Source organism: Halanaerobium saccharolyticum subsp. saccharolyticum DSM 6643 (assembly GCF_000350165.1).
GTDB lineage: Bacteria > Bacillota > Halanaerobiia > Halanaerobiales > Halanaerobiaceae > Halanaerobium > Halanaerobium saccharolyticum.
On sequence record NZ_CAUI01000019.1, the window covers coordinates 33,852 to 56,333 of the forward strand.

Annotated in this window: 24 protein-coding genes; 21 read left to right on the plus strand and 3 right to left on the minus strand. The window is 33.1% G+C overall.

Translation table 11 applies throughout. The features are described from left to right. The first annotated feature begins 14 nt into the window (after positions 1-14). A complete protein-coding gene (locus HSACCH_RS07700; RefSeq protein WP_005488995.1) occupies positions 15-428 on the plus strand; it encodes an MgtC/SapB family protein in 414 nt (137 codons plus the stop codon). A gap of 72 nt (positions 429-500) precedes the next feature. Here the strand turns inward: HSACCH_RS07700 and HSACCH_RS07705 are convergent, their stop codons facing one another. Together HSACCH_RS07705 and HSACCH_RS07710 are read right to left on the minus strand one after the other, a co-directional pair. Next, positions 501-1,634 carry a hypothetical protein gene (locus HSACCH_RS07705; RefSeq protein ID WP_005488997.1) on the minus strand — a complete coding sequence of 378 codons (1,134 nt, stop codon included), beginning with the start codon at positions 1,632-1,634 and terminating at the stop codon, positions 501-503. 5 nt (positions 1,635-1,639) lie between these two features. After that, positions 1,640-2,785, minus strand: a complete 1,146-nt coding sequence (locus tag HSACCH_RS07710) for a PQQ-dependent sugar dehydrogenase (RefSeq protein ID WP_005488999.1) — start codon at positions 2,783-2,785, stop codon at positions 1,640-1,642. Positions 2,786-3,102: 317 nt separating this feature from the next. Between HSACCH_RS07710 and HSACCH_RS07715 the strand changes: the two genes are divergently transcribed. The 6 genes from HSACCH_RS07715 to HSACCH_RS07740 all read left to right on the plus strand — a co-directional run bounded on the left by HSACCH_RS07715 (position 3,103) and on the right by HSACCH_RS07740 (position 9,683). After that, positions 3,103-3,693, plus strand: a complete 591-nt coding sequence (locus tag HSACCH_RS07715; RefSeq protein WP_005489000.1) for a TetR/AcrR family transcriptional regulator — start codon at positions 3,103-3,105, stop codon at positions 3,691-3,693. Positions 3,694-3,710: 17 nt separating this feature from the next. Continuing rightward, complete coding sequence (locus HSACCH_RS07720) at positions 3,711-4,481, plus strand: outer membrane lipoprotein-sorting protein (RefSeq protein WP_005489001.1); 771 nt, start codon at positions 3,711-3,713, stop codon at positions 4,479-4,481. Between the two features lie 34 nt (positions 4,482-4,515). Continuing rightward, positions 4,516-5,616 (plus strand): DUF1302 family protein, encoded by a 1,101-nt coding sequence (locus tag HSACCH_RS07725; protein ID WP_005489002.1) that lies wholly within the window; start codon positions 4,516-4,518, stop codon positions 5,614-5,616. 17 nt (positions 5,617-5,633) lie between these two features. Continuing rightward, positions 5,634-7,931 (plus strand): efflux RND transporter permease subunit, encoded by a 2,298-nt coding sequence (locus HSACCH_RS07730; RefSeq protein ID WP_005489003.1) that lies wholly within the window; start codon positions 5,634-5,636, stop codon positions 7,929-7,931. A gap of 79 nt (positions 7,932-8,010) precedes the next feature. Next, positions 8,011-8,646 carry a dimethylsulfonioproprionate lyase family protein gene (locus HSACCH_RS13590; protein WP_005489004.1) on the plus strand — a complete coding sequence of 212 codons (636 nt, stop codon included), beginning with the start codon at positions 8,011-8,013 and terminating at the stop codon, positions 8,644-8,646. A gap of 146 nt (positions 8,647-8,792) precedes the next feature. Next, entirely contained in the window at positions 8,793-9,683 is an 891-nt protein-coding gene (locus HSACCH_RS07740; protein ID WP_005489005.1) for a selenium metabolism-associated LysR family transcriptional regulator, read from the plus strand. Here the strand turns inward: HSACCH_RS07740 and HSACCH_RS07745 are convergent. After that, entirely contained in the window at positions 9,678-10,826 is a 1,149-nt protein-coding gene (locus tag HSACCH_RS07745; protein ID WP_005489006.1) for an aminotransferase class V-fold PLP-dependent enzyme, read from the minus strand. The genes HSACCH_RS07740 and HSACCH_RS07745 overlap by 6 nt on opposite strands. Before the next feature lie 230 nt (positions 10,827-11,056). On the opposite strand from HSACCH_RS07745, the gene yedE reads away from it, so the two are divergent. The 14 genes from yedE (at position 11,057) to HSACCH_RS07815 (ending at position 22,475) form a co-directional block, all read left to right on the plus strand. After that, entirely contained in the window at positions 11,057-12,115 is a 1,059-nt protein-coding gene (gene yedE, locus HSACCH_RS07750) for a YedE family putative selenium transporter (RefSeq protein WP_005489010.1), read from the plus strand. A 31-nt stretch (positions 12,116-12,146) separates the two neighbouring features. Beyond that, positions 12,147-12,932 (plus strand): transporter substrate-binding domain-containing protein, encoded by a 786-nt coding sequence (locus HSACCH_RS07755; protein ID WP_005489011.1) that lies wholly within the window; start codon positions 12,147-12,149, stop codon positions 12,930-12,932. Between the two features lie 43 nt (positions 12,933-12,975). Beyond that, positions 12,976-14,157 (plus strand): dicarboxylate/amino acid:cation symporter, encoded by a 1,182-nt coding sequence (locus tag HSACCH_RS07760; protein ID WP_005489012.1) that lies wholly within the window; start codon positions 12,976-12,978, stop codon positions 14,155-14,157. A gap of 61 nt (positions 14,158-14,218) precedes the next feature. After that, complete coding sequence (locus tag HSACCH_RS07765) at positions 14,219-14,881, plus strand: amino acid ABC transporter permease (RefSeq protein WP_005489013.1); 663 nt, start codon at positions 14,219-14,221, stop codon at positions 14,879-14,881. 11 nt (positions 14,882-14,892) lie between these two features. Further along, the gene (locus HSACCH_RS07770) at positions 14,893-15,624 is read left to right on the plus strand and encodes an amino acid ABC transporter ATP-binding protein (protein WP_005489014.1); all 732 of its coding nucleotides are present in this window, start codon (positions 14,893-14,895) and stop codon (positions 15,622-15,624) included. 96 nt (positions 15,625-15,720) lie between these two features. Then, the gene (locus tag HSACCH_RS07775; RefSeq protein ID WP_005489015.1) at positions 15,721-15,927 is read left to right on the plus strand and encodes a sulfurtransferase TusA family protein; all 207 of its coding nucleotides are present in this window, start codon (positions 15,721-15,723) and stop codon (positions 15,925-15,927) included. A gap of 39 nt (positions 15,928-15,966) precedes the next feature. Then, entirely contained in the window at positions 15,967-16,593 is a 627-nt protein-coding gene (locus tag HSACCH_RS07780; protein ID WP_005489016.1) for a PHP domain-containing protein, read from the plus strand. A gap of 17 nt (positions 16,594-16,610) precedes the next feature. After that, positions 16,611-17,834: a glycosyltransferase family 4 protein gene (locus HSACCH_RS07785; protein WP_005489017.1), complete on the plus strand. Its 1,224-nt coding sequence runs from the start codon at positions 16,611-16,613 to the stop codon at positions 17,832-17,834. A gap of 94 nt (positions 17,835-17,928) precedes the next feature. Beyond that, complete coding sequence (locus tag HSACCH_RS07790) at positions 17,929-19,080, plus strand: double-cubane-cluster-containing anaerobic reductase (RefSeq protein ID WP_005489018.1); 1,152 nt, start codon at positions 17,929-17,931, stop codon at positions 19,078-19,080. A 12-nt stretch (positions 19,081-19,092) separates the two neighbouring features. Then, positions 19,093-19,857, plus strand: coding sequence for an acyl-CoA dehydratase activase (locus HSACCH_RS07795; protein ID WP_005489019.1), 765 nt, complete (start codon positions 19,093-19,095; stop codon positions 19,855-19,857). A gap of 91 nt (positions 19,858-19,948) precedes the next feature. Beyond that, entirely contained in the window at positions 19,949-20,203 is a 255-nt protein-coding gene (locus HSACCH_RS07800) for a DUF3343 domain-containing protein (protein ID WP_005489020.1), read from the plus strand. A gap of 25 nt (positions 20,204-20,228) precedes the next feature. Beyond that, positions 20,229-21,464 (plus strand): sulfurtransferase, encoded by a 1,236-nt coding sequence (locus HSACCH_RS07805; RefSeq protein ID WP_005489022.1) that lies wholly within the window; start codon positions 20,229-20,231, stop codon positions 21,462-21,464. Between the two features lie 5 nt (positions 21,465-21,469). Continuing rightward, positions 21,470-21,856, plus strand: coding sequence for a hypothetical protein (locus tag HSACCH_RS13930; RefSeq protein WP_005489023.1), 387 nt, complete (start codon positions 21,470-21,472; stop codon positions 21,854-21,856). Between the two features lie 142 nt (positions 21,857-21,998). Then, the gene (locus tag HSACCH_RS07815) at positions 21,999-22,475 is read left to right on the plus strand and encodes a C-GCAxxG-C-C family protein (protein WP_040477274.1); all 477 of its coding nucleotides are present in this window, start codon (positions 21,999-22,001) and stop codon (positions 22,473-22,475) included. Positions 22,476-22,482 lie beyond the last annotated feature (7 nt).

Consider the following 22,482-nt stretch of genomic DNA (forward strand, 5'->3'; position numbering starts at 1 on the left):
AAATTATTTTCAAAATGAGAGGTGAGGTTATAATTTTCGAATATGCTTTAAGACTTTTTTTATCGGCTATTTTGGGTGGCATAGTAGGTACCGAAAGAGAAAAAAGAGATAAAGCTGCAGGTATCAGAACTTATGCTTTAGTGGCTGTAACATCATGTTTAATTATGCTCACTTCTTATAATTTAGCAATGGATTTAGGTGATGAAAAGGCCTATGCTGATGCTGCTAGAATTGCAGCTCAGGTTGTAAGTGGTGTTGGATTTTTAGGTGCAGGGACAATACTTAAAAATGATAATAAAATTAGAGGACTGACCACAGCTGCAGGACTCTGGTCTGTTGCTGGAATTGGCCTTGCTGTTGGGATGGGTTATTATTTTATAGCAATTATAACTACATTAATAATTGTGGTAACTCTAGCTTTTATATAATTTAATAGTAAAAAAAAATAAAAAATCAAGCCTTCTTTGACTGTGAAATAAGCAAAGAAGGCTTTTTATTTATCAAAGTACATTACTGGTAAAATATTCAATTGCCTGTATCACAGCCATTTTTTTAATTATTCTATTATTTATTTTATCAGAACTGTAGATTCCTAAAGAACAGTAAAGGCCAGTATAATAATGTGGATTCCAGCTGCTGCTGTAATATTCAGCAAATAATCTGTGGAGATGACTGACAGTTTGTGTATAGTTCTGATCTAAATTATAAAAGAGAAAGTCAAGATTGTCTTTATAATTTTCTAGAGAAAAATCATCTTTAAACTGCTGATAATTATCTGCGATATTTGCTTTATCATTATTTGAATCAGCAAGTTCCAGGCGCTGTTGATCGATATTTTTACTGCCAAAGTAACTTTCTAAAATACTGTAGGGTGGTAGCTCCTCATAAAATGAACTTTCTTCCAGCATGAAAAAGATATAGTAGGTAATCATATGGTGTAAGTTAACTATTCCACCACCCGAGGCTGCTTTTAAGCCTAAGTCCTCTAGCTTATCTGGAGAGGGTTTTTCCCGTTTTTCTTGATCAGCATTATATTTCCCCTGATAGCTGTAGCGGCTTAAATACATTACATAACTTAAAACAGCAGTTGCCGAAAGATCCTGATGATGATTGATCAGATCTCTCATTACCGGAAAGAAACAGCTGACACTGTGGCCCAGGCTGTCTGGAATTCTTTCCATTCCGAGGTTCAAAAGAAATTCTTTTAGTTTTTTCGGTTCTTTTTCCAGAATTCCCAGTGCATAGTAGAAAGCATTATGGGTGTTGCCTTTGTTTATTTCTTCAGCCAGTTTAGCGAAAGTTTTTTGATTTATCCTCTCTTCTTTATAGCCGCTGCTGTCAGCTTCAAGCTTAATAAAGTGTCTTTCGGATAGACCAAGCAGTACAACTCTTGCCATTTCCAGTTCAGATTCTCTGGAAAAGTATTTTTTCTGCGAAAGCTCTCTCAAAAACAGACTCATTTTCACAAAATGAAAGGATCCATAACGCAGACTGCACTCCATTAGCATTAAATCCAGCAACTCATCAATAAGTGAAGCCAGCGAAAAGCTTCTATCATTTTCTAATTCTTTGAGATAATTCTTGATTTTTTCTTGCCTGTGGTTAATGACTGCCTTTTTGAGTTGAGATTCCATATTTTTCACTCCTCAATTTTAAACCTTAAAATCTTATCATCACCTTCTCGTGGTCTGCCTCTACCGTCACGGTTATTGGTTAAGAAATAAAGATAGCCATCTGGACCGGCAACAGCAGTTCTGATTCTACCATAAATAGAGCTATTGGCATTGCGGAATAGATGTTCAATTTTTTCTACTTCAAAAGTATTGTTTTTCCTGTTAAGTCCTATTCTGACTAAAGACTGGCTGCGGAGAGTTCCAACATACAAATTTCCACGATAAAAGGTCATACCCGAGGGTGGAACGGCTTCTTCCCACATTATCAGTGGATTCGCATATTCTTCAGCTTCAAAATAGCCGATTTTATCCGGCCAACCAAAGTTACTGCCGGCTTTAACAACTTTAATTCTGTCTTTTGCTCTCAGACCATCTTCACCAGAAGGGCCGTGGTCAGAAATAAAGAGATCACCTGTTTCTGGATGCCAGGCCAGTCCCTGAGGGTTGCGGTGACCGAGACTATAAACTGGAGAATTATCAAATGGATTATCCGCGGGAATCTTTCCCTCAGGTGTTAGGCGGAGGATTTTACCTCCAAGGTTATCTAAATCCTGAGCAATTTCTCTATTGAAAGTATCTCCTGTTGTAATATAGAGCATTTCATCCGGACCAAAAGCAATTCTGCCCCCATTATGATTATTACCAGCAGGAATTTGATCAATAAGAATCTCTTCTTCAACTCCTTGTTGACCCTGATCTTTAAATCGGGAAACTCTATTATATAAAGTCCTATTACTTCTAGTATAAGTATACATTAAATAGATATATGGTTTTTCTGGAAAGTCTGGATGATGGGCCATTCCCATGAGGCCACCTTCTCCTCGAGAATTAATATCGAGATCCAGATAATTTTCTGACTGGAGCTTACCATCAATAATTTGTTTTACCACTCCGTCCCTTTCTGTAACTAAAACTCTATCGCTTTTGGGTAGAAAAACCAATTCCCAGGGCACGTCTAAATTCTGCTGCCAGACTTCAACTTCAATTGCTTCCGGTTCTAGATTAAACTCATCTTCTACATTCTGTGGAAACTCACCAACTCTAATTTGAGCCTGAACTGAAAGTGAAAAAGCTATAATAACTATTAAGCTCAGAAAAAAGAATCTCCTCATGATTTTTACCTCCCAGTATTTTGAGATTTAATTCATTATATATTTTAATTGTATTACTTTTTTACTTTATAATCTAAAAAGTAGTTAACATATTAGAAAATTATTTACAGGCTTTTAATTTATAATTTACAATCCTGTAATAATAAGCTGATATAATTTAAGCAAGCGACAGTTTCTATTTTTAGCTGAGACTTTTTTTTATTGACAAACTAACAAACGTTAGTTATAATTAAATTGTAAGACAGCTGAAAGTATTTCTACTTAAGCAGAAGTTACATAATATAAAATAATTATATTTTAATTCTGGAGGTGAGTTGGTGATTTCTACTAGAGAAAAGATTTTGAATGAGTCTTTAGATTTATTCGCAGCCAAAGGATATCACGGCACTTCAATGCGGGAGATAGCTAAAGCAGTTGGGATTAAAGGCAGCTCAATTTATAATCATTTCAGCGGCAAAGAAGATATTTTTTCAGAACTTTTTAATTATCTGGCACCTTTGAATCTGGAGTCTGAAAAATTTCAAGAAAAATTTATGGCAGCAGATACTGATCCGCTTAAAGTTTTAAATTATTTTGCCAATATTGTTATTGAAGAAATGCAGGATAATAATAAAGTTAAACTATTAAAAATGATGCTTCGCGAGAATAATAATCCGGTTGTTAAAAAAAGGCTGCAGAGCCGCATGAAAAATAATATAGAAAGAATCACTAAATTTTTTGCTCAACTGCAGCAGCAGGGAAAAATAAAAAGCAATTTAGAGCCAGCATTTACTGCTAATGAATTTGTCAGTGCTCTGATATATTACCGTATGCGTTATCTGCTCTTTGAACTGGACAGCTTTGAAGAGCTGAAAGAGGCAACTCAAAAACACATTTGTTTTTTCTGGGAGAATATCAGGGAAAAATAAAAGGAGGAAGCTTAAAAATGCTTAAAAAAATCTCGATTTTCTTAATTTCATTACTTGTTTTGAGCACATCATTCAGTCTGGCCCAGGAATTAGATGGAGCAGAGGTTTTAAAAAGACTGGAGGCTTCCAGACAGGCTAAAAGTCATCAGATGCTAATGGAAATGGAACTCTACAGCAGCTCTGGTGATATGAGAAGCAGAAAGCTTAACAACTATCGTCAGGAGGGAGAAGTTGATCGCTCACTGATGCAGTTTACTGAGCCAGCAGATATAGAAGGCACTTCATTTTTGCTATTAGATGATCAGGCAAATGATCAGGAAGATATGTATTTATATTTGCCAGCTTTAGGTGGAGTTAGAAAAATATCAGGCAGCCAGAAGAATGGTAGTTTTGTTGGCTCAGATTTGACATACAATGATATCAGTATTTTTAGTGGATCCAATTTCAGTGATAATTATCGGGCAGAAATTATATCAGAAAATGAAGAAATAATAGAGCTGTATTTAGAAATTATTGATCCAGATATTGACTACAGCTATGGGAAAATGTGGGTTAGAAAAGACCTCTGGTTAGGAGAAAAAATAGAATATTATAATCAGCAAGAGGAGTTAATTAAGGTTATTAATTTAAGCAGCTATGATGAAATTGATGGTAACCGCCTGGCCAGAAAAATTGAAGTTAAAAATGTTCAGAAAGGAAGCAGTACAATTTTGAAAATGCTGGAAGTAGAATTTGATCCTGAGCTTGATCCCAATATATTTACAACCCGCTATCTGCAGCGTCAGTAAAATGGTGATAGATGATTTTAGAGGAGGGCAGAGAATGCTTAATTTTAAAGCGGATAATATATTAATCACAATAATTTTTATTTTAGTTTTGACTTTAATATTAAATTTTATATTTACACTTAGTCTAACTGCAGCTTCCTTGAGTGGAGAATTAAGTACTTCAGTAATTTATGAGCTGGAGTCTGAGCGCTGGCGGGATCAAAGCTTTTTGGAATTAGATTATCAGCATGATTTAAATTTTGATTTAAACTATTATATAAAAGGCGCCTTAATTTTTGAGAGTTATTACCAGCAGGATAAAAAGGAGCGGGAAGTTGATTTAGAACTTAAAGAAGCCTATTTAAATTATTATACAGATAAGATCGACTGGCGGCTTGGAAGGCAAAGTTTCAGCTGGGGGAGTTCCTATAATATTAATCCCCTAAATTATTTTAACCCTGTTGACAGGAATGCCTTGGACCCCTTTGAAGCCAGAGAGTCAGTTGATGGAATCAGCGCCTCCTATTATCCAGCTTTTGATTGGCAGCTGACAGGAGTTTTAACTCAGCATGCAGAAGTCGATGAACTGCAGGCCGCAGTTCAGCTGATCCGCAGGCGCTGGCGGGGTTATGATCTTGCCGCATCTGTTTTTAGCGGTAATAGTTTAAATGTACTTCCAAAGCCTCGACAGAGAAATTTTTATCCGGCAGTAAATAAAGTTGGATTTGATTTTAAAGGTGATTTTAGCAGTAAAAATATAGGTCTTTTTTCTGAATTTGTTTACAGTGACTATCAGAATAATGGATTAGAAAATACAAATGAAATAATTATCGGCATGGATTATAAATTTGAGAATAACCTTTATCTTTTGGGACAGTATTATTATCAGGAATTAGCTCCAGCTCAAGCTTCAGTAAATAAATTATTAATTTTTCGGGTCGAAAAACCCTTTGCCTATTTTCATAACTGGGAGCTCAATCTAATTTCTGATCTTAAAAGTGGGATGTCTCTAGTCAGACCTAAACTTATATTTTCTTTAAAAGAAGGCCTTGATTTAGAAACTGGAGCGGTAATCAAGCTCAATCAAAAAAGAGAAAGCAGTTTAAATCAATTGAATCAAGAACTTATATATCTTTCTTTAAGTAAATACTTTTAGTACAGGAGCTGATCTGAATGCTGAAAAAAATAATAGAAAAAATAGCATCCCTGGCAGTAGAACACCCGCTTCCAATAATCATCATTTTTATTTTAATTACACTTTTTTCTCTCTATAATTTACAGGCTATAGAGTTTGATACAGCAATTAAAAGTCAGATTCCAGAATCTATGCCTTCTCGAAGCCGACTGGAAGAAATCGAAAATATCTTTGGTGGTACAGAAATGATCATGCTTACAGTTGAGGCAGAAGATGTGTTGGAAGCTGAGCTGCTGAAAAAACTTAAGTTTATTTCAGATGAACTAACTAAATTAGGAGAAGTTGATCAGGTTAACAGTCCTTTTACTGTAAATATTATTGAGGGTAGAAATGATGAACTGCTGATAGAAAGTGCTGTTAATAAAATCCCGGCCGATGAGGCTGAAAAAGAAAGTTTAAGAGCAAGGCTTAAAAATAGTGAGTTGGTGATGGGATCAGTTTTTGCAAAAAACTTTAAAGCGGTTAATATCGCTGTTATTCTATCTGATAATTTTGATGATGCAGAGGTCATGGGAAAAATTGATAATATTTTAGCAGAGGCAGATGAGAAATATGGAACAGAAACACGGGTTTTAAAAACGGGACTGCCCATTATTAGAGCCTTAAATGCAGAAATAATGCAGCATGACATGAGGCTTTTAATGCCATTTGGTTTAGTTATTATGTTGATTTTTCTTTTTCTCTGTTTCAAACAGCTGCGGGGAGTATTTTTACCTTTTATAGTTGTTGTAATGTCAATAATTTTTTCTCTGTCTTTGCTGCCAACTCTGGGCTGGAAGTTTCAGCTGCTGACAGTTATTTTGCCGGTAATTTTAATTGCTGTAACTAATGATTATGGAATCCATATTATAGCTGCTTATCAGGAGCTTGCAGTCGGAGAAAAAAATTCAGTTCAGCTCAGTAAAGATTCAGTATTAAAGCTGGGAGCTCCGGTAATTATTGCTGGAATTACAACGGTTGTTGGGTTGCTCTCACTTTCTACTCATTTAATAGTTCCAGCCAGAGAGCTGGGAGTCTTGGCAGGAGCTGGGATCACCTTTGCTCTTTTTGCAAGTCTGTTATTTATTCCGGCAGTTTTATCTCTGCTTAAAGTTAAAACACCACTGCAGAATTATCGGGTTGAGGCTCAAAACAATAAAGAAAGTATAAAAAAAGGAATTATAGCTGCAATTCTTTTTAAAACAGCAGAACTGGTCGGCAAAAAAGCTAAAATGATTTTAATTCTAAGTTCTTTGTTTGTTCTAGTTATTTCTTTTGGAATTTTCATGCTTAATGTTGACACCAATCCAATCAGCTTTTATGATAAGGAATCTGATATTGTTCAAGCAACCGAGATAGTTAATCAAAACTTTGGTGGTGCAAATACTATTTCTGTAGTTGCCAGGGGCAATATCACTCAGTCTGAAATGATGCAGAAAATTAGTGATTTTGAACTTAAAATTAAGGAATTTGAAAATGTAGGAGAAGTAAATGCAGTTTCCAAAATTATCAGGACAATTAATAGAGAATTCCATAATGGTCAGGCAGAATTTGAAAAGATCCCAGCTGATGATTTTGCTTTATCCCAGTATTTACTGCTATTTTCAATGTCAGGTGACCTTGATAAAATGATTGATTTTAAAGAAGAAAATGCTCTCTTGACTGCCAGAATTGAAACTAATAGTACTGAAGAAATTAGTGAAGTTTTAAAACAAATTCGAAGTGAAGCTAAAAATTATGGAGAGGGTATTTTTCCTTTAGTAGGTGGTTTTGGTGATCTTCTTTCCGAACTGGTTAATGCAGTTGTTCGGGGTCAGATAATTAGTCTTTTTCTATCAATAATTCTTGTGATAGCTGTAGTGATGATCCTATTTAAATCTTTTACAGCTGGTTTTTATGCAGCAGTTCCCTTGGTAACAGCTTTAGTTTCTCTATTTTCTTTAATGGGATTTTTAAATATCAAACTTGATATGATTACAGCAATGCTTTCTTCAATTATGATTGGGGTTGGAATTGATTATACAATTCATTTTCTCTGGCGCTATCGAGAGGAAAGAAGAAACTTAGATAAAAAAGAGGCTGTGATTCAAACCCTGACAACCTCAGGCCGGGGTATAACTTTTAATGCTCTTTCTGTAATAGTAGGGTTTTCAATACTTTTTGTTTCTGGCTTTTTACCGGTTAAATTCTTTGCTTTTTTGGTAACAGTTTCTATTGCTGCCTGTTTAGTGGGTGCCTTATTAATTCTTCCTGCGCTAGTCTTAATTTTTGAGCCGGAATTTTTGGAAAGCGATTAAAGTTTGATATTATTAGAGGTATCAGTTATTAAAATGGTTTAAGGTATTTGCTATCTAAGAATAAAGGAGATGAAAATAGATGTTAAAAAATATTTTAGATGAATTAACTTTATTATATTCAAAAGAATTATCATTTGTTAAATCTAATTTTCCAAAAGAAGACACAATTATTTTAAAGCATCTTAAGTTTATTGTAGGAAAACTTGAAAAATTAAAGAATCAATTAGAAATTATTGAAATTAAATCCGAAACAAAGCCAGTTGTCTCTTATCTTTCTCAGATTAGTCTTGAAAATAAAGCTGATGATTATAAAATGATTATAAACCACTTAAAGAAATTGAAGGACAAACTTTTTTGGAGATATGGTTATCAAGCGCCTTCCCAAGAAATGATTGAAAAATATGCGTATACTGAAATTATCGGTCCTGAAGGCCCTATTTATTCGGAGGAGATGATAATAGGTTTTGTTTTATTGGCCCCAGATTTTTATTATCCTAAACATAGACACTCTCAAATTGAGGAAAGTTACCTTTTTTTAACGGGAAAAACTATTTATAATAAGCAGGCAATTTTAGCAGAACGATCATTTATTTTAAATAAAGCCGGTAAAGTACATGAACTAAAATCAGACTCTGATCAAGCAACTTTGATCTTATATACCTGGATAAACAAGGGGGCAGGAAGCTTAAAGGATTATCAGCTTAATTTAGAGTAAGTTTGTTCTTAGCAGGAATTTAAATTTAAATCTAAGGCTAGAAAGCTTAAAAAATCTGATATTAGTGATATAATAATAATTAAGATCAAAACTATTAGATAAATTTAAATTTATTATAATCATATATTTAAAAAAGGAATGATAAAATGAAAATTGAAAGGATAAAAACTTTTATTAATTTAGTTGATTTAGAAAGTTATTCGCTGACAGCTGAAAAGTTTGAGATTAGCCAGCCAGCCGTAAGTATGCAGATTAAATCTCTTGAAAAATATTTTGAGACAGAATTGATTCATAAAGAAAAAGGTCAGATTAATCTTAGCCCTGCCGGCAAAATTGTTTATCAGGAAGGTAAAAAGATTTTGAAAAGATGGGGATACTTAAAGCAGAGAGTTGAAAGTAAAAAAAACATGAAGATCAAGAAGCTGAAAATTGCTTCCAGTACTATTCCTTCGGTATATTTACTGCCAGAGATAATTTCAACTTTAAATAAAAATATTGATGATTTAAAAACAGAAGTTTCAGTTGGTGACAGTAGAGCGATGATTAATTTATTGGAAAATAGTGAGGTGGATTTAATAATAGTTGGTTCTAAACCTCAAAATAATAAATTTAACGCAATAGAACTTTGTAGTGATCACTTAAGTTTGATAGCACCTTTAAACCATGCTTTAATTGAACAAGAAAAAGTTTTTTTAGCTGAACTTCAAAATCAAAATTTATTAATGAGAGAAGAAGGGTCAGGAACTAGAAAAGCTACCATTTCTGCTTTTGAAGAAGCAGGTCTTAAAACGGATGATTTTAATGTAATAAGTCAGCTGGGAAGTACAGAGGCTGTTATTTCTGCTGTTGAATCTGGGCTTGGTATTTCTTTTATTTCAAAAATAGCAGCTAAAAAAGCTGCTATTTGTAGAAGAGTTGCTGAAATAAAAATTGCAGATGTAGAATATGAACGCAAATTTTATTTAGCCTATAATAAAAATCGTCATGATGACTATTTAATTAATATTTTTATTGAATCTGCTAAGAATATTTTATAGAATATTTTTGAGAGCATTTAAAGCAAATTCTATTTCTTCGATGGTATTAAAATAACCGATGCTGAAACGAAGGCTTCCTGCCGGGAAAGTACCTAATGTTTTGTGAGCAAATGGTGCACAATGTAGTCCAGATCTAGTCATAACATTATATTTTTCATCTAATTCGAAACTTAACTGCCCCAAATCTCTATCACCGGCTGTTATAGAAAATGTTGGCACCTGTTCTTTAAGATTGGCAGGGCCAATTATCTTTATTTCAGGTATTTTCTTTAGGCCTTCTAAAAATAATTTCCCCAATTTGTGTTCATGTTCTCTTATTTTCTCAATTCCTATTTTTTGTATGAATTCTACCCCTGCTTTTAAACCACTGATTCCCATGGTATTCATGGTTCCACTTTCAAATTTATCTGGCAAAAAATTAGGCTGTGTTTCCTGATCAGATTTACTACCAGTTCCCCCTTCAATTAAAGGTTCCATTTCTGCAGCCATTTTTTTACTTATCGCAAAACCACCAGTTCCTGTTGGTCCCATTAGGGCTTTGTGACCTGTAAAAGCTAAAAAATCTACTTTAAGTTTTTTGAAATCAATACCATAAACACCTGCAGCCTGAGCCGTGTCAAGCATAAAATAAACATTATTTTTAGCTGCAATTTCCCCTACTTCTTGAACTGGCATTATTGTACCACTTACATTTGAAGCATATGTTAAAATGATTAGTTTAGTTTTCTTATTAATAGCTGCTTTAACTTTCGCTGGATTCAATCTTCCTTTCTGATCACATTGTATGTAATCAACATCTATAATTCCATTCTTTTCAAGTCTATTTAATGGTCTTAAAACAGAATTATGTTCCATAGTTGAGGTTATAACATGATCTCCTTTTTTCAAAATCCCTTTAATTCCAATATTTAGAGCATAAGTTATGTTGTGAGTAAAAATTATTTGTTTTATATTGTCAACATTAAAAAAATCAGCAATTGTGTTTCTGGCTTCAATAATTATTCGACCTGCTTTAAGAGAATCTTCATAGCCTCCGCGCCCTGGACTACAGCCAATATTGTCATAATAGTTCAGGATTGCTTTTTTTACTACAGCCGCTTTATCTCTGCTTGTTGCTGCATTATCAAGATAAATCTTATCCATTTTTATTCCTCCTCAGTTTTTTATTAATGATTATTTTACTACAAATATTGCTAATTATAATCTTAAATATCAGCACCAACTGTTTTTATTATATGCTCATAACTATTATATTTCAAGAATTATAAGAAAATATTATAAAAATAATAATATTACTTTATATCGATAATAATTTATGCTATAATTTATGTGAAAGAAATAATAATCATGATTATGTCTTGGGGGAGGTAAAAATGAATAGTAAAAAAGGTATTATTTTCACAGGGGGAATTATTGGTATTTTAGGAGGTTTACTAGTGGTCTTTGGTAACCCAGCTAACATGGGGATTTGTGTAGCCTGTTTTATCAGAGACATTGCTGGTGCAGTTGGATTACATAGAGCGGCAGTTGTTCAAAACATAAGACCAGAAATTATAGGCTTTATTTTAGGAGCTTTTTTGATTGCTCGCAGTACAGGTGAATTCAAAGTTAAAGGTGGTTCTTCACCTATAACAAGATTTGTAATAGCTATGTTTGTGATGATTGGAGCCCTTGTATTTTTAGGGTGTCCTTTACGGATGGTGCTTAGATTAGCCGGAGGCGATTGGAATGCTATTGCCGGAATTATAGGTTTTGTTTTAGGGGTTTTAGCTGGCTCCCAACTTCTTAAAAAAGGTTTCACATTAGGTAGGAGTTATAAAATTAATCAGATAAATGGATATATACTACCAATTATTGCAGTTGTTTTATTGATTTTTAGAATAGTAAGACCTTCTTTTATAATTTTTAGTGAGAAGGGTCCTGGTGCAAGCTATGCATTCTGGGCAATTGCACTTGCAGCAGGGATAATTATTGGAATTTTGGCTCAGAGAAGTAGAATTTGTATGGCCGGAGGAATTAGAGATCTTTATTTAATCAAAGATTCTCATTTAATTACTGGTTTTATTTCAATTTTTATTTTTGCTTTTATAGTGAACCTAATTTTTGGTAATTTCAATCCAGGTTTTGCAGGCCAGCCAGCAGCCCACAGTCAGTGGCTCTGGAATCTTTTAGGTATGTTTTTAACTGGTCTTGGTTCAGTAATGCTTGGTGGCTGTCCACTTCGTCAAACTATTTTAGCAGGTGAAGGTAATACTGATTCGGCTGTAGCTTTTGTTGGTTATTTAGTGGGAGCAGCTATTTCTCATAATTTTGGATTGGCTGGATCAGGTAGTGGAGTGTCTACTAATGGTAGAATAGCTGTAATCAGTGGGATTGTAATTTTATTTATAATTGCCTATAGCAGCATTCAATTTAATAAAAAAGCAGTATAAAGTATTTTTTAAAACACTAAGGAGGAAAACAATGAAAAATAAAAATGTAATAGCGGTAGTTTTATTAACAGCAGTATTTTTATCAATTAATCTTATTGGGGCAGCACAGGTGGGTGCTGAGGATTTAATAGTTGTAGGTACAGGTGGTAATTATAACCCCTGGTGTTTCCAAAAAAATGGTAAATTACAAGGCTTCGAAATTGATGTTTGGAATGAGATATCTAAAAGGACAGGTTATAAGGTTGAGTTTAAGATTGCTGAATTTAGTGGACTAATGGGAATGTTAGATACAAATAAAGTTGACACTGTTGCCCATCAGATGTCTATTACACCAGAAAGAGAAAAAAAGTATGTTTTTACTACACCATATGCTTATAGTAAATATGATTTTATAGTAAAAAAAGATAGTTCTTATCAATCTATGGAAGATTTAAAAAATAAGAAAATTGGTGCTTGGTTGGGTGGAAATGGCCAAAGAACTTTAGAAAATTTAGATAAAGAAAAAGAACTTAAATTAAATAAAAAATATTACGATGGTGCTCCTTTAGAAAAACTAGTTGAATCTGGAAGACTTGATGCTTGTTGGCAGTCAGCTGTTAAATCTAAATCTGTAATTGAACAAGAAAATATGGATTTAAGATTAATGGGGGTAAATACAACAATTGGAACTGAAATTAATGCTTATGCATTTACCAAAAATAGTGATAGTCAAAATAAAATAACTGAAATAAATAAAGCCATTAATGCCATGCATGATGATGGAACATTATCTTCTTTATCAATGAAATGGTTCGATATTGAAACAACTACAAAATAATCAATTATTAATTAAAATAGATATTTTGGAGGAGTAATTTAATATGAGCAAAAAGAAATTAACAGATCACCTGGTATTTAGGCTGGTAATAGCTGTTTTTACAGGTGTTCTTTTAGGTGTTTTTGTAAATAAAGATTTAATGCAAATTATTTCTACTATTAAGTATGTTTTAGGACAACTGATTTTTTATTCTGTACCACTTGTTATTATCGGATTTATAGCACCTTCAATAACTAGACTAAAGGAAAAAGCAAGCAAATTATTAGGACAGGCTGTTTCAATTGCTTATTTGTCGTCAGTTGGGGCTGCAATATTTTCTATTCTGGCAGGTAAAATAATAATTCCATATTTACAGATAGCAGAAGAAACAACTGCATTAAAAGAGCTTCCAGAAATTATGTTTCAGCTTGATATACCATCGATTATGCCGGTAATGAGTGCTCTTGTACTCGCTCTTTTTGTTGGATTATCAGCTGCCTGGACTAAGGCAGAAATAGTTCCTGAGATCCTAGAAGAAATTCAGAATATGATTTTATCATTAGTAGAAAAAATAATTATTCCAATTTTACCATTTTTCATTGCAACAACATTTGCTGAGCTGGCATATGAAGGAACGATAACTGAGCACTTACCAGTTTTTCTGACAGTGATAATTTTAGTTTTAATTGGACATTATATTTGGTTAACTGTACTTTATTCTATTGCAGGAATGATATCAGGCGAGAATCCAATTGAAGTTGTAAAACATTACTTACCGGCATATTTAACTGCTATTGGTACAATGTCTAGTGCTGCAACACTACCAGTGTCATTAAAATCTGCTAATAAGTCTAAGGTATTAGAAAAAGAAATAACCAATTTTGCGATACCACTTGGAGCAACTATCCACCTATGTGGTTCAGTTTTAACAGAGACCTTTTTTGTTATGGTAATTTCTAAAGTTCTTTATGGAAGTGTACCACCACTTCCTACTATGTTTTTATTTGCTTTATTACTCGGTATATTTGCAATTGGAGCTCCTGGTGTTCCGGGAGGGACTGTTATGGCTTCCTTGGGTTTGGTTACTGGTATATTAGGTTTTGATCAGACAGGTGTAGGTCTAGTTTTAACAATATTTGCTATTCAAGATAGTTTTGGAACTGCCTGTAATATAACAGGAGATGGAGCTATTGCTCTAATGCTTACTGGTTTGAATAAAAAGAAAGCTGCAAAAAAGGCTGCGTAATTTCAAATTATCCTTTTAAATTTAATAATATATATAATAATGAGTGAGGCTGAAAATAATAATGTTTGATATTAATTATGCTATAAATTTATTCCCGTTTATGCTTAAAAAATTAAATATAACCTTAAGTATATCTTTATTATCACTAATCTTTGGTTTAATAATAGCTTTAATTATTGCCTTTATCTGCAATTGCAAATTTAAAGGTTTGTATTCTCTGGCAAAGATATATGTCTCATTTTTTAGGGGAACACCTTTAATTACCCAATTGTTTTTTCTATATTTTGGTCTTCCGCAAATCATACCTTTTTTTAATAGAGTTAATGGTTTTACAATTGCAATAATTGGTCTAAGCCTTAATTCAGGAGCTTATATGTCTGAAGCGATTAGGGGAGCTATTTCATCTATAGACAAAGGCCAGATGGAAGCTTCCTTGTCTGTTGGAATGAGTTATTTTCAGGCTATGAGGCGGATAATAATGCCTCAAGCCGCCCGAGTTGCAATCCCAACTCTTTTTAATAGCTTTATTAATATTATAAAAGGAACCGCCTTAACTTTTACAATAGGAGTAACTGAGGTTATGGCTACTGCAAAAATGGAAGGTGCTTCTTCTTACAGATATTTTGAAGCTTTTGCAAATGTAATAATAATATACTGGATTGTTGTTCAGTTATTTAGCTTTATCCAGCAAAAAATTGAAATAAAGATGAGCAAAGCATATTAAGGTGGTTATATATGATAAAAATTGAAAAACTCTATAAAAAATTTAATAATCTTGAAGTATTAAAGGGAATTGATTTAGAAATCAAAAAAGGTGAAGTTATAGTAGTTATAGGTCCATCAGGTACAGGTAAATCGACACTGTTAAGATGCTTAAATTATTTAGAAAGTCCAGATAGTGGGATAATTGAAATTGGAAATATGAAAATAGACACTGAAAATGTGAATAAACATGAAATTTCTGCACTGAGAAGAAATAGTTCTATGGTTTTTCAAACTTATAATTTATTTAAAAACAAAACAGCTCTAGAAAATATAACTGAATCTTTGATTACTGTAAAAAAAATAAATAAACAAAAAGCAGAAAAAATTGGTCTAAATATCTTAGCCCAGATAGGTTTAAGTGATAAAAAAGATAATTACCCTTCTCAATTATCCGGAGGACAGAAACAACGAATCGGAATTGGAAGAGCAATGGCAGTAAATCCAGAAGTAATTTTATTTGATGAACCTACTTCATCTTTAGATCCTGAACTTGTTGGCGAAGTTTTAGATGTTATAAAATCTTTAGCAAAAAATAATATGACGATGTTAATTGTCACTCATGAAATGGGTTTTGCTAAAGAAGCTGCAGATAGAGTTATTTTTATGGATGAAGGAAAAATAATTGAAGAAAATAAAGCAGATATAATATTTAATAATCCTCAAAATGAAAGAACAAAGGAATTTTTAAATAAAGTATTATAACTCTAATTTTAAAATTTAATTATAATTTTGGCTGATATATTGGATTTGAAAAATTAATAATTAAAATCTAGAATAACACAATAGGAGGAAATAATAATGAAAAAGGTAGATGCTCGTGGACGTTCTTGTCCTGAACCTGTTGTAATGACAAAAGAAGCATTAGAAAATAGTCAAGAAGATTTAGAGATACTTGTTGGAGAAGAAGTTGCAAAAGAAAATGTGAGCCGTTTTGTCAGAAAATCAGGAGCTGAAGTTGAAGAAAGTGAAATTGAAGATGGCTATAAGCTGATTGTAACAAGATAATAAAAATATTTGATGTGTTAGAGGGTTGGAGGATTAAAAATGCTAATCGATATTCATATGCATGAAAGTAGATATTCTTCTGATAGTTATGTTTCTTTAGAAGAAATAGTTGCTAAAGCAAAGTCTATAGGTTTAGACGGAATCTGTATAACTGATCATGAGAGTAATCAAATTAAAGCTGAAGCAACTAAGTTATCCGTTCAAGAAGATTTTCCAATTATAGTGGGTGCAGAAGTTTTGACTCAAGCAGGTGATATTCTTGTTTTTGGATTGAATGACTTACCTAAAGAGAAGATTCCAGCTCAGGATTTAATTGATTCAGTTAATAGAGCTGGAGGGGTTGCTATTGCTGCCCATCCTTTTAGAGATAATGGAAGAGGAATTGGTGAAGAAATAAGAAAATTAACTGGTTTAGCTGGAATAGAAACTTTTAATGGCAGTACTAAACCCGATCATAACTTTCAAGCTTACAGTTTGGCCTTAGAATTAGAGCTACCCTGCTTAGGTGGTAGCGATACTCATGTAATTGAGAGAGTAGGTAAATTTGTTACTTCTTTTCCTGACTGGGTTAGTACTACTAAAGATTTAATTAAAGCAGTAAAAAATGGTAAAGTTAAACCGGTTAAATATAATCATAAAGATAGATCAAATCGTGAGATCAGCTAAGATTGAGGTGAGATAAGATGAAAAAGATACTTCATATTTTAGCTCAAAGGCCTGAAAAAACAGGCAGCGGTATTTTCTTGCAGAATATAGTCAAAATAGCAGCTAAAAATGGATATGAACAAGCAGTTATTAGTGGAGTTCCGGCTAATTTAGAAGAAGTTGATCTTGGAGCTATAGATAAACAGAAGTTTTATCCAGTTAAATTTGGGACAGACAAAATTCCTTTTCCGGTAGTTGGAATGAGTAATGTTATGCCATATCGGAGTGAAAAGTATAAAAATTTAACAGTTGAGATGCTTAAAAAATGGAAAACGGCTTTCAAAGAACAGATAATTAAAGCAGTAGAAGAGTTTAAGCCAGATGTGATTCTAGTCCATCATCTTTGGATCTTGACTTCTTTGCTTTCGGATTTAGTGACTGAGATTCCGATTAAAGCTATCTGTCATGGAACTGGATTAAGACAGTTAAACCAAGCCGAAAAATTTGCTGATTATGTTATTGCAGGTTGTAAAAAGGTTGATACAATTTTTGCACTCCATAGCGATCAGAAGCAAAAAATAAGTCGTCTTTATGATATTAATTCTGATAGGATTACAGTCGTTGGCAGTGGTTATGATTCTGATATCTTTTATCCTTCAGATAACAGTCAGATTGTAAAGCCAATACAGATTGTTTATGCCGGTAAGCTAAGCTATGCTAAAGGACTTAAATCGCTAATTTATGTCTGCAGCAACCTTAGTTCTGAATTTGATTTAGAACTTAAACTTGTAGGTGGGGGTAGTGGAGAAGAGGCAGAATGTATAAAAGAGTTAGCAATGGCAGCCGACTGTTCGATTGAAATGCCGGGCCTTGTTTCTCAAGCTCAATTAGGGAAGATTTTTAGGAAATCTGATATTTTTTGTTTACCTTCTTTTTACGAAGGACTGCCGCTAGTATTAATTGAAGCTTTAGCTTCTGGCTTGCAAGTAGTAACTACTGATCTAGAAGGAGTTAAAAGCTGGCTGGGAGATCAGATAAATAAGACTGGAGCTGTCGAATATGTAGAACTTCCTGAATTAAAAAAATCACATATTCCAGTTGAATCCGAACTGCCTGATTTTGAAAACCGCTTAAAGACTGGAATTGAAAGCCAGATTGATAGACTAAGAAGTGGAAATGATTTGAATGGGCCAAAGTTTAGAGAAAAAGTTGAAAGATGGTCCTGGGCTGAGGTATTTAAAAAAATGGAAGATTACTTTTAAAAATATTAAAATTCGAGAAATTATTCAAATATTATTTGGACTTATTTATGAAAAGCAAAAAACACTAAACTAGAAAATTGGAGGAAAATAATTTATGCAGAGTATAGAAGAAATTTTTGATGTTTTAGATGGAGAGTTAGAAGGACATGGTCCCATTGCAATGAAAAATATGGTAGAAAATGAAGGAAAAAATGTTGTAGGTACCTATTGTGTTTTCACACCTTATGAGGTGATAAGGGCTGCTGATGCAGTTCCGGTAACCCTCTGCAGTACCAGCAATGATACTATTGACGAAGCAGAAAAAGATTTGCCCAGAAATTTATGTCCGCTGATCAAATCAAGTTATGGCTTTGCAATTACCGATAAATGCCCCTATTTCCATTTTGCAGATATTATTGTTGGTGAAACAACCTGTGATGGTAAGAAAAAAATGTACGAATACTTAGATGAAGTGACACCTGTGCATGTTATGCAGCTGCCTCAATCAGCTGAGCGGGAAGCTGATTTTGATTTTTGGAAAAATGAAGTAGTCTTATTAAAAGAACGATTAGAAGAAAAATTTGAGACAGAAATTACTGAAGAGCGTTTAGAAAAAGAAATAAAAATCAAAAATGAGGAAAGAAATACCTTAAAAGAATTTTATGAACTGGCAAAATTGAATCCTGCTCCGATTTATGGAACTGAAATTTTTAAAGTTTTAAATAGATCTAACTATACCTTTGATAAAGAAATTGCAAATAAGAGGACAAAAGCAATTACTGAAAAAGTTTTAGCTAAGTATAATCAGGGAGAAAAAAGAATCAGCGAAAATGCACCGAGAATTTTAGTTACTGGCTGCCCAATGGGTGCTGCTACACTAAAAGTTATTGAAGCAATTGAAAATAATGGCGGTTCAGTAGTTTGTTTGGAAAACTGTACTGGCTTAAAACCTAATGAAGAGACTGTAGATCAGGACAAAAGTCCAATCGATGCAATTGCAGAAAAATATTTAAATACTCCTTGTTCCTGTATGAGTCCTAATGATAACAGGGTGGAGCTAATAAACAGATTGGTAGAAGAGTACCAGGTTGATGGAGTTGTAGACATGATTTTGCAGGCCTGCCATACTTATAATGTTGAGACAAAAAGAATTAAAGACGAGCTGAAAGAATCTAATACTCCTTATATCAATATTGAAACCGATTATTCGGAATCAGATAAGGGTCAATTAGGAACTCGCTTAACTGCATTTTTAGAAATGCTGTAAAGGAGCTACAAAATGTATTATATTGGTATTGATATTGGTTCAGTTGGCTGTAAAGGAGTTCTTTTTAAAGATCAGATTGTAGATAAAAAACTATTACCTACAGGCTGGAATCCTCAAAGAAGTGGAGAACAGACGCTTAATTATTTATTAGAGGCTAATGACTTAAAAGCCAAAGATATAGAGGGAGTAGTAGCCACTGGTTATGGTCGGGTTTCGCAGCAGTTTGCTGATAAAACAGTAACAGAAATAACCTGTCATGGTAAGGGTGGTTATTATCTTAATAATAAGATTAGAACGATCATTGATATAGGAGGTCAGGACAGCAAAGTAATATCTTTAAATGATGAGGGTAAGGTTATTGATTTCGTGATGAATGATAAATGTGCTGCTGGAACAGGAAAATTTTTGGAGATGACAATTAATTCTCTAGAAGAACAAATTGATAACCTGGATAATTTAGTTAAAGATGATAAAAAAGCTGAGATTAGCAGTATGTGTGCTGTTTTTGCAGAGTCAGAAATAATTTCTCTCTTAGCTGATGGAGTTAGCAAAAGCGAAATAGCTGGGGGTATTATTGATTCGATTATCAATAGAATTAACATTTTGCTGAGCAAGATAACTTTCCAGAAAGATGTTCTTTTCACTGGTGGTTTGGCCCAAAGTGAAGTTATTAGAAATCAGCTGAGCAAAAAGCTGCAAACAGAAGTTTTTAGTTATTCAGATTCTCAATTTGCTGGTGCTATTGGGGCAGCTTTAATCTCGAAGAACATCGATTAAATAAGATACTGAAAATCTAGAAAAATAAATTTTTAATTTATAATTATTTTTAGTTTTACGACATTAAATTTATCATAAAGGAGCAAAAATTTTGAAAGAGTATAATATACTATTTACTTTTTATTCGACTCATCTGGCTTTAGCATTTGAACGAGAGTTAAAAAGTAGTGAAATAAATTTAAAAATAACTCCAGTGCCCAGGCAGATTAGTTCTTCCTGTGGTTTATCAGGAAGAATTAGTGGACAAGATTTAGAAAAAGTTAAAAAAGTTTGTAGTGATAATCAAATAGAATATGAGGATATATACCAAATTAAGGGAGAAAACTTCAAAAAGATTTCTGAATAAATAATTTAAGTGGGAGCTGTTTTTAATGAAAAAATCAATATTTGTTTTTGCTTGTGTATTTCTAACATTGTTTTTAATATCAGGTACTATTTTAGCGGAAGCTCAAATTGGTGAAATAGTTGAATCTGATGATATGATATTAATTGATTCTAGATCTCCATATTCCTATAATGGTTGGGCGATTGATGGAAAAGCAGGAGGACATATTCCTGGAGCTGTTTTGTTTTCTTCAAAGTGGCTCAAAAATTTAGAAACTAATCAGGCAATTAAGGATGAACTCAAAAGATTTGAGATAGCTCAAGATAAAGAGCTTTATGTTTACGGAGATAATTCAGAAGTATTAGTAAATAAATTAAATGAATTAGGTTACAACTCTTCCCAAATCGAAGTTGATCTGAAAGAATATAATGACTTAGCTAAAATGGAAAATTTTGAAATGCTTGTCCCACCAAGTTGGTTAAACGAAAAAATTAAAGCTGATCAGGTTTTTGTCTTAGAAGCTTCCTGGGGAGATGAAGCTGAATATCTGAAAGGACATATATCTGGGAGTATACATATCAATACTGATGCAATCGAAGAAGGTCCGATCTGGAATAGAAAAAGTGATAGAGAAATTATTAAAGCACTTGGTCAACACGGGATAAATAAAGAACAGACAGTAGTTGTTTATAGTGTAGCAGATACCACACCTGCAGCTCGTCTTGCTTCAATTTTAAAATATGCTGGTGTTGACGATGTTAGAATCTTAGATGGTAACCTTACAGCCTGGAAGGCTGCCGGTTATGAACTAAAAACAAAAAAAGTTGAAGTCGAGCCAGTAGAGTTTGGGGCTAAAAAAGCAGAAAACCCAGAATATATTATTGACTTAAAAAAAGCAAAAGAAGTTTATAACAATCAAAATGCAGATTTTATAGATGTTAGAAGCCCAGAAGAATTTAGGGGTGAAACAACAGGTTATGATTATATTCCAAAAGCCGGCAGAATTAAAGGTGCAATTTATGGTTATGGTGGTAAAAATGCTTATGATATGAGTGACTACCGCAATCCTGATAATACAATGGTTAGTTATACCTTTATGGAGTCCAGATGGTTGGACCAGGAAATAAAGCCAGAAAATCATAATAATTTTTATTGTGGAACCGGTTGGAGAGCTTCGGAAGTTTGGTTTTATGCTTTAGCCTTAGGTTGGGATAATGTTTCAGTCTATGATGGAGGCTGGTTTGAATGGAGCGAAAATAAGCAGCCAGTTATTAAAGAGTAGTCAAAATGAAATCTAATATAAAACGAATATTGTTTTTTATAGCATATATTTGCGTAGCAGCTAGTTTAATTTTAACTAAGCTGGCTGCTAATTATCAGGGAGTAAACCGCAGTTTGGTAACCAGAAGTTATAGATTGGAAAAGACACTTTTCAGTAATTTTAATTTGAAACTACTGCAAATTTTATTGGTTTTAACTTTTATATTTCTTGTTTATAAATTACTTCAAACTAAAAATTTACTTAGCTATATTAGTTCTTTCTTCTGGAATGTTTTGCTTTTATATCTTTTATTTAAATATCACCAGATCAATATTTTAGGCCTGCCCTATCTTACACTGACGATGTTTTTAGTTTTTTTGCTCCACTTTATTTATTCTTTTAGACAAAATTAAGATCTAAAAATAGTTAGACAAAATTGAAATTAAATCTTATCACTGATAAAATCAATAAAGTAGTCATATAATCTTAGAATAGAGGGATGTTAGGATGATAAACAAATTAAAATCAATCATTTTTGGCCCAGATTACAGCGAGATGCAGAAAAATTTTGAAGATGATATAATTGATCTCAGCAGTATCAAAGAAAAAGCAGAAAACTATTATCAAAACGGTGATTTTTACTGTTCGGAATCGATAATTAAAACTTTTATTGAAGAATTTGATCTTGATCTTCCCGATGATGTAATAGCTATGGCTTCTGCGTTTCCTGTTGGCATGGGTAATTCTGGCTGCAGTTGTGGAGCAGTTATTGGAGCTCAGATGATGCTTGGTTATTTTTTTGGCAGAAGGCAGGCGGGAAGTAATAAAGTAAATAAAACGATGGAGCTGTCAGCTGAATTACATGATTATTTTAGAGAAGAACATGGTTCTCTCTGCTGCAGAGTTTTAACTAAAGATTACAAGCTTGGCTCTAAAGATCATATTAAACAATGTGTTGATTTCACGGGTGAGATGGCCTATGTAGCTGCTGAAAAAATATGTAAAGAATTAGAGATAGAATATAAAGAGTGAAATTTGA

What these genes read in the sequence shown, in the direction of transcription:
- HSACCH_RS07700 (WP_005488995.1), top strand. Translation starts at nt 15, where the DNA reads ATGAGAGGTGAGGTTATAATTTTCGAATATGCTTTAAGACTTTTTTTA.
- HSACCH_RS07705 (WP_005488997.1), bottom strand. Translation starts at nt 1,634, where the DNA reads ATGGAATCTCAACTCAAAAAGGCAGTCATTAACCACAGGCAAGAAAAA.
- HSACCH_RS07710 (WP_005488999.1), bottom strand. Translation starts at nt 2,785, where the DNA reads ATGAGGAGATTCTTTTTTCTGAGCTTAATAGTTATTATAGCTTTTTCA.
- HSACCH_RS07720 (WP_005489001.1), top strand. Translation starts at nt 3,711, where the DNA reads ATGCTTAAAAAAATCTCGATTTTCTTAATTTCATTACTTGTTTTGAGC.
- HSACCH_RS07725 (WP_005489002.1), top strand. Translation starts at nt 4,516, where the DNA reads ATGCTTAATTTTAAAGCGGATAATATATTAATCACAATAATTTTTATT.
- HSACCH_RS07730 (WP_005489003.1), top strand. Translation starts at nt 5,634, where the DNA reads ATGCTGAAAAAAATAATAGAAAAAATAGCATCCCTGGCAGTAGAACAC.
- HSACCH_RS13590 (WP_005489004.1), top strand. Translation starts at nt 8,011, where the DNA reads ATGTTAAAAAATATTTTAGATGAATTAACTTTATTATATTCAAAAGAA.
- HSACCH_RS07740 (WP_005489005.1), top strand. Translation starts at nt 8,793, where the DNA reads ATGAAAATTGAAAGGATAAAAACTTTTATTAATTTAGTTGATTTAGAA.
- HSACCH_RS07745 (WP_005489006.1), bottom strand. Translation starts at nt 10,826, where the DNA reads ATGGATAAGATTTATCTTGATAATGCAGCAACAAGCAGAGATAAAGCG.
- yedE (WP_005489010.1), top strand. Translation starts at nt 11,057, where the DNA reads ATGAATAGTAAAAAAGGTATTATTTTCACAGGGGGAATTATTGGTATT.
- HSACCH_RS07755 (WP_005489011.1), top strand. Translation starts at nt 12,147, where the DNA reads ATGAAAAATAAAAATGTAATAGCGGTAGTTTTATTAACAGCAGTATTT.
- HSACCH_RS07760 (WP_005489012.1), top strand. Translation starts at nt 12,976, where the DNA reads ATGAGCAAAAAGAAATTAACAGATCACCTGGTATTTAGGCTGGTAATA.
- HSACCH_RS07765 (WP_005489013.1), top strand. Translation starts at nt 14,219, where the DNA reads ATGTTTGATATTAATTATGCTATAAATTTATTCCCGTTTATGCTTAAA.
- HSACCH_RS07770 (WP_005489014.1), top strand. Translation starts at nt 14,893, where the DNA reads ATGATAAAAATTGAAAAACTCTATAAAAAATTTAATAATCTTGAAGTA.
- HSACCH_RS07775 (WP_005489015.1), top strand. Translation starts at nt 15,721, where the DNA reads ATGAAAAAGGTAGATGCTCGTGGACGTTCTTGTCCTGAACCTGTTGTA.
- HSACCH_RS07780 (WP_005489016.1), top strand. Translation starts at nt 15,967, where the DNA reads ATGCTAATCGATATTCATATGCATGAAAGTAGATATTCTTCTGATAGT.
- HSACCH_RS07785 (WP_005489017.1), top strand. Translation starts at nt 16,611, where the DNA reads ATGAAAAAGATACTTCATATTTTAGCTCAAAGGCCTGAAAAAACAGGC.
- HSACCH_RS07790 (WP_005489018.1), top strand. Translation starts at nt 17,929, where the DNA reads ATGCAGAGTATAGAAGAAATTTTTGATGTTTTAGATGGAGAGTTAGAA.
- HSACCH_RS07795 (WP_005489019.1), top strand. Translation starts at nt 19,093, where the DNA reads ATGTATTATATTGGTATTGATATTGGTTCAGTTGGCTGTAAAGGAGTT.
- HSACCH_RS07805 (WP_005489022.1), top strand. Translation starts at nt 20,229, where the DNA reads ATGAAAAAATCAATATTTGTTTTTGCTTGTGTATTTCTAACATTGTTT.
- HSACCH_RS13930 (WP_005489023.1), top strand. Translation starts at nt 21,470, where the DNA reads ATGAAATCTAATATAAAACGAATATTGTTTTTTATAGCATATATTTGC.
- HSACCH_RS07815 (WP_040477274.1), top strand. Translation starts at nt 21,999, where the DNA reads ATGCAGAAAAATTTTGAAGATGATATAATTGATCTCAGCAGTATCAAA.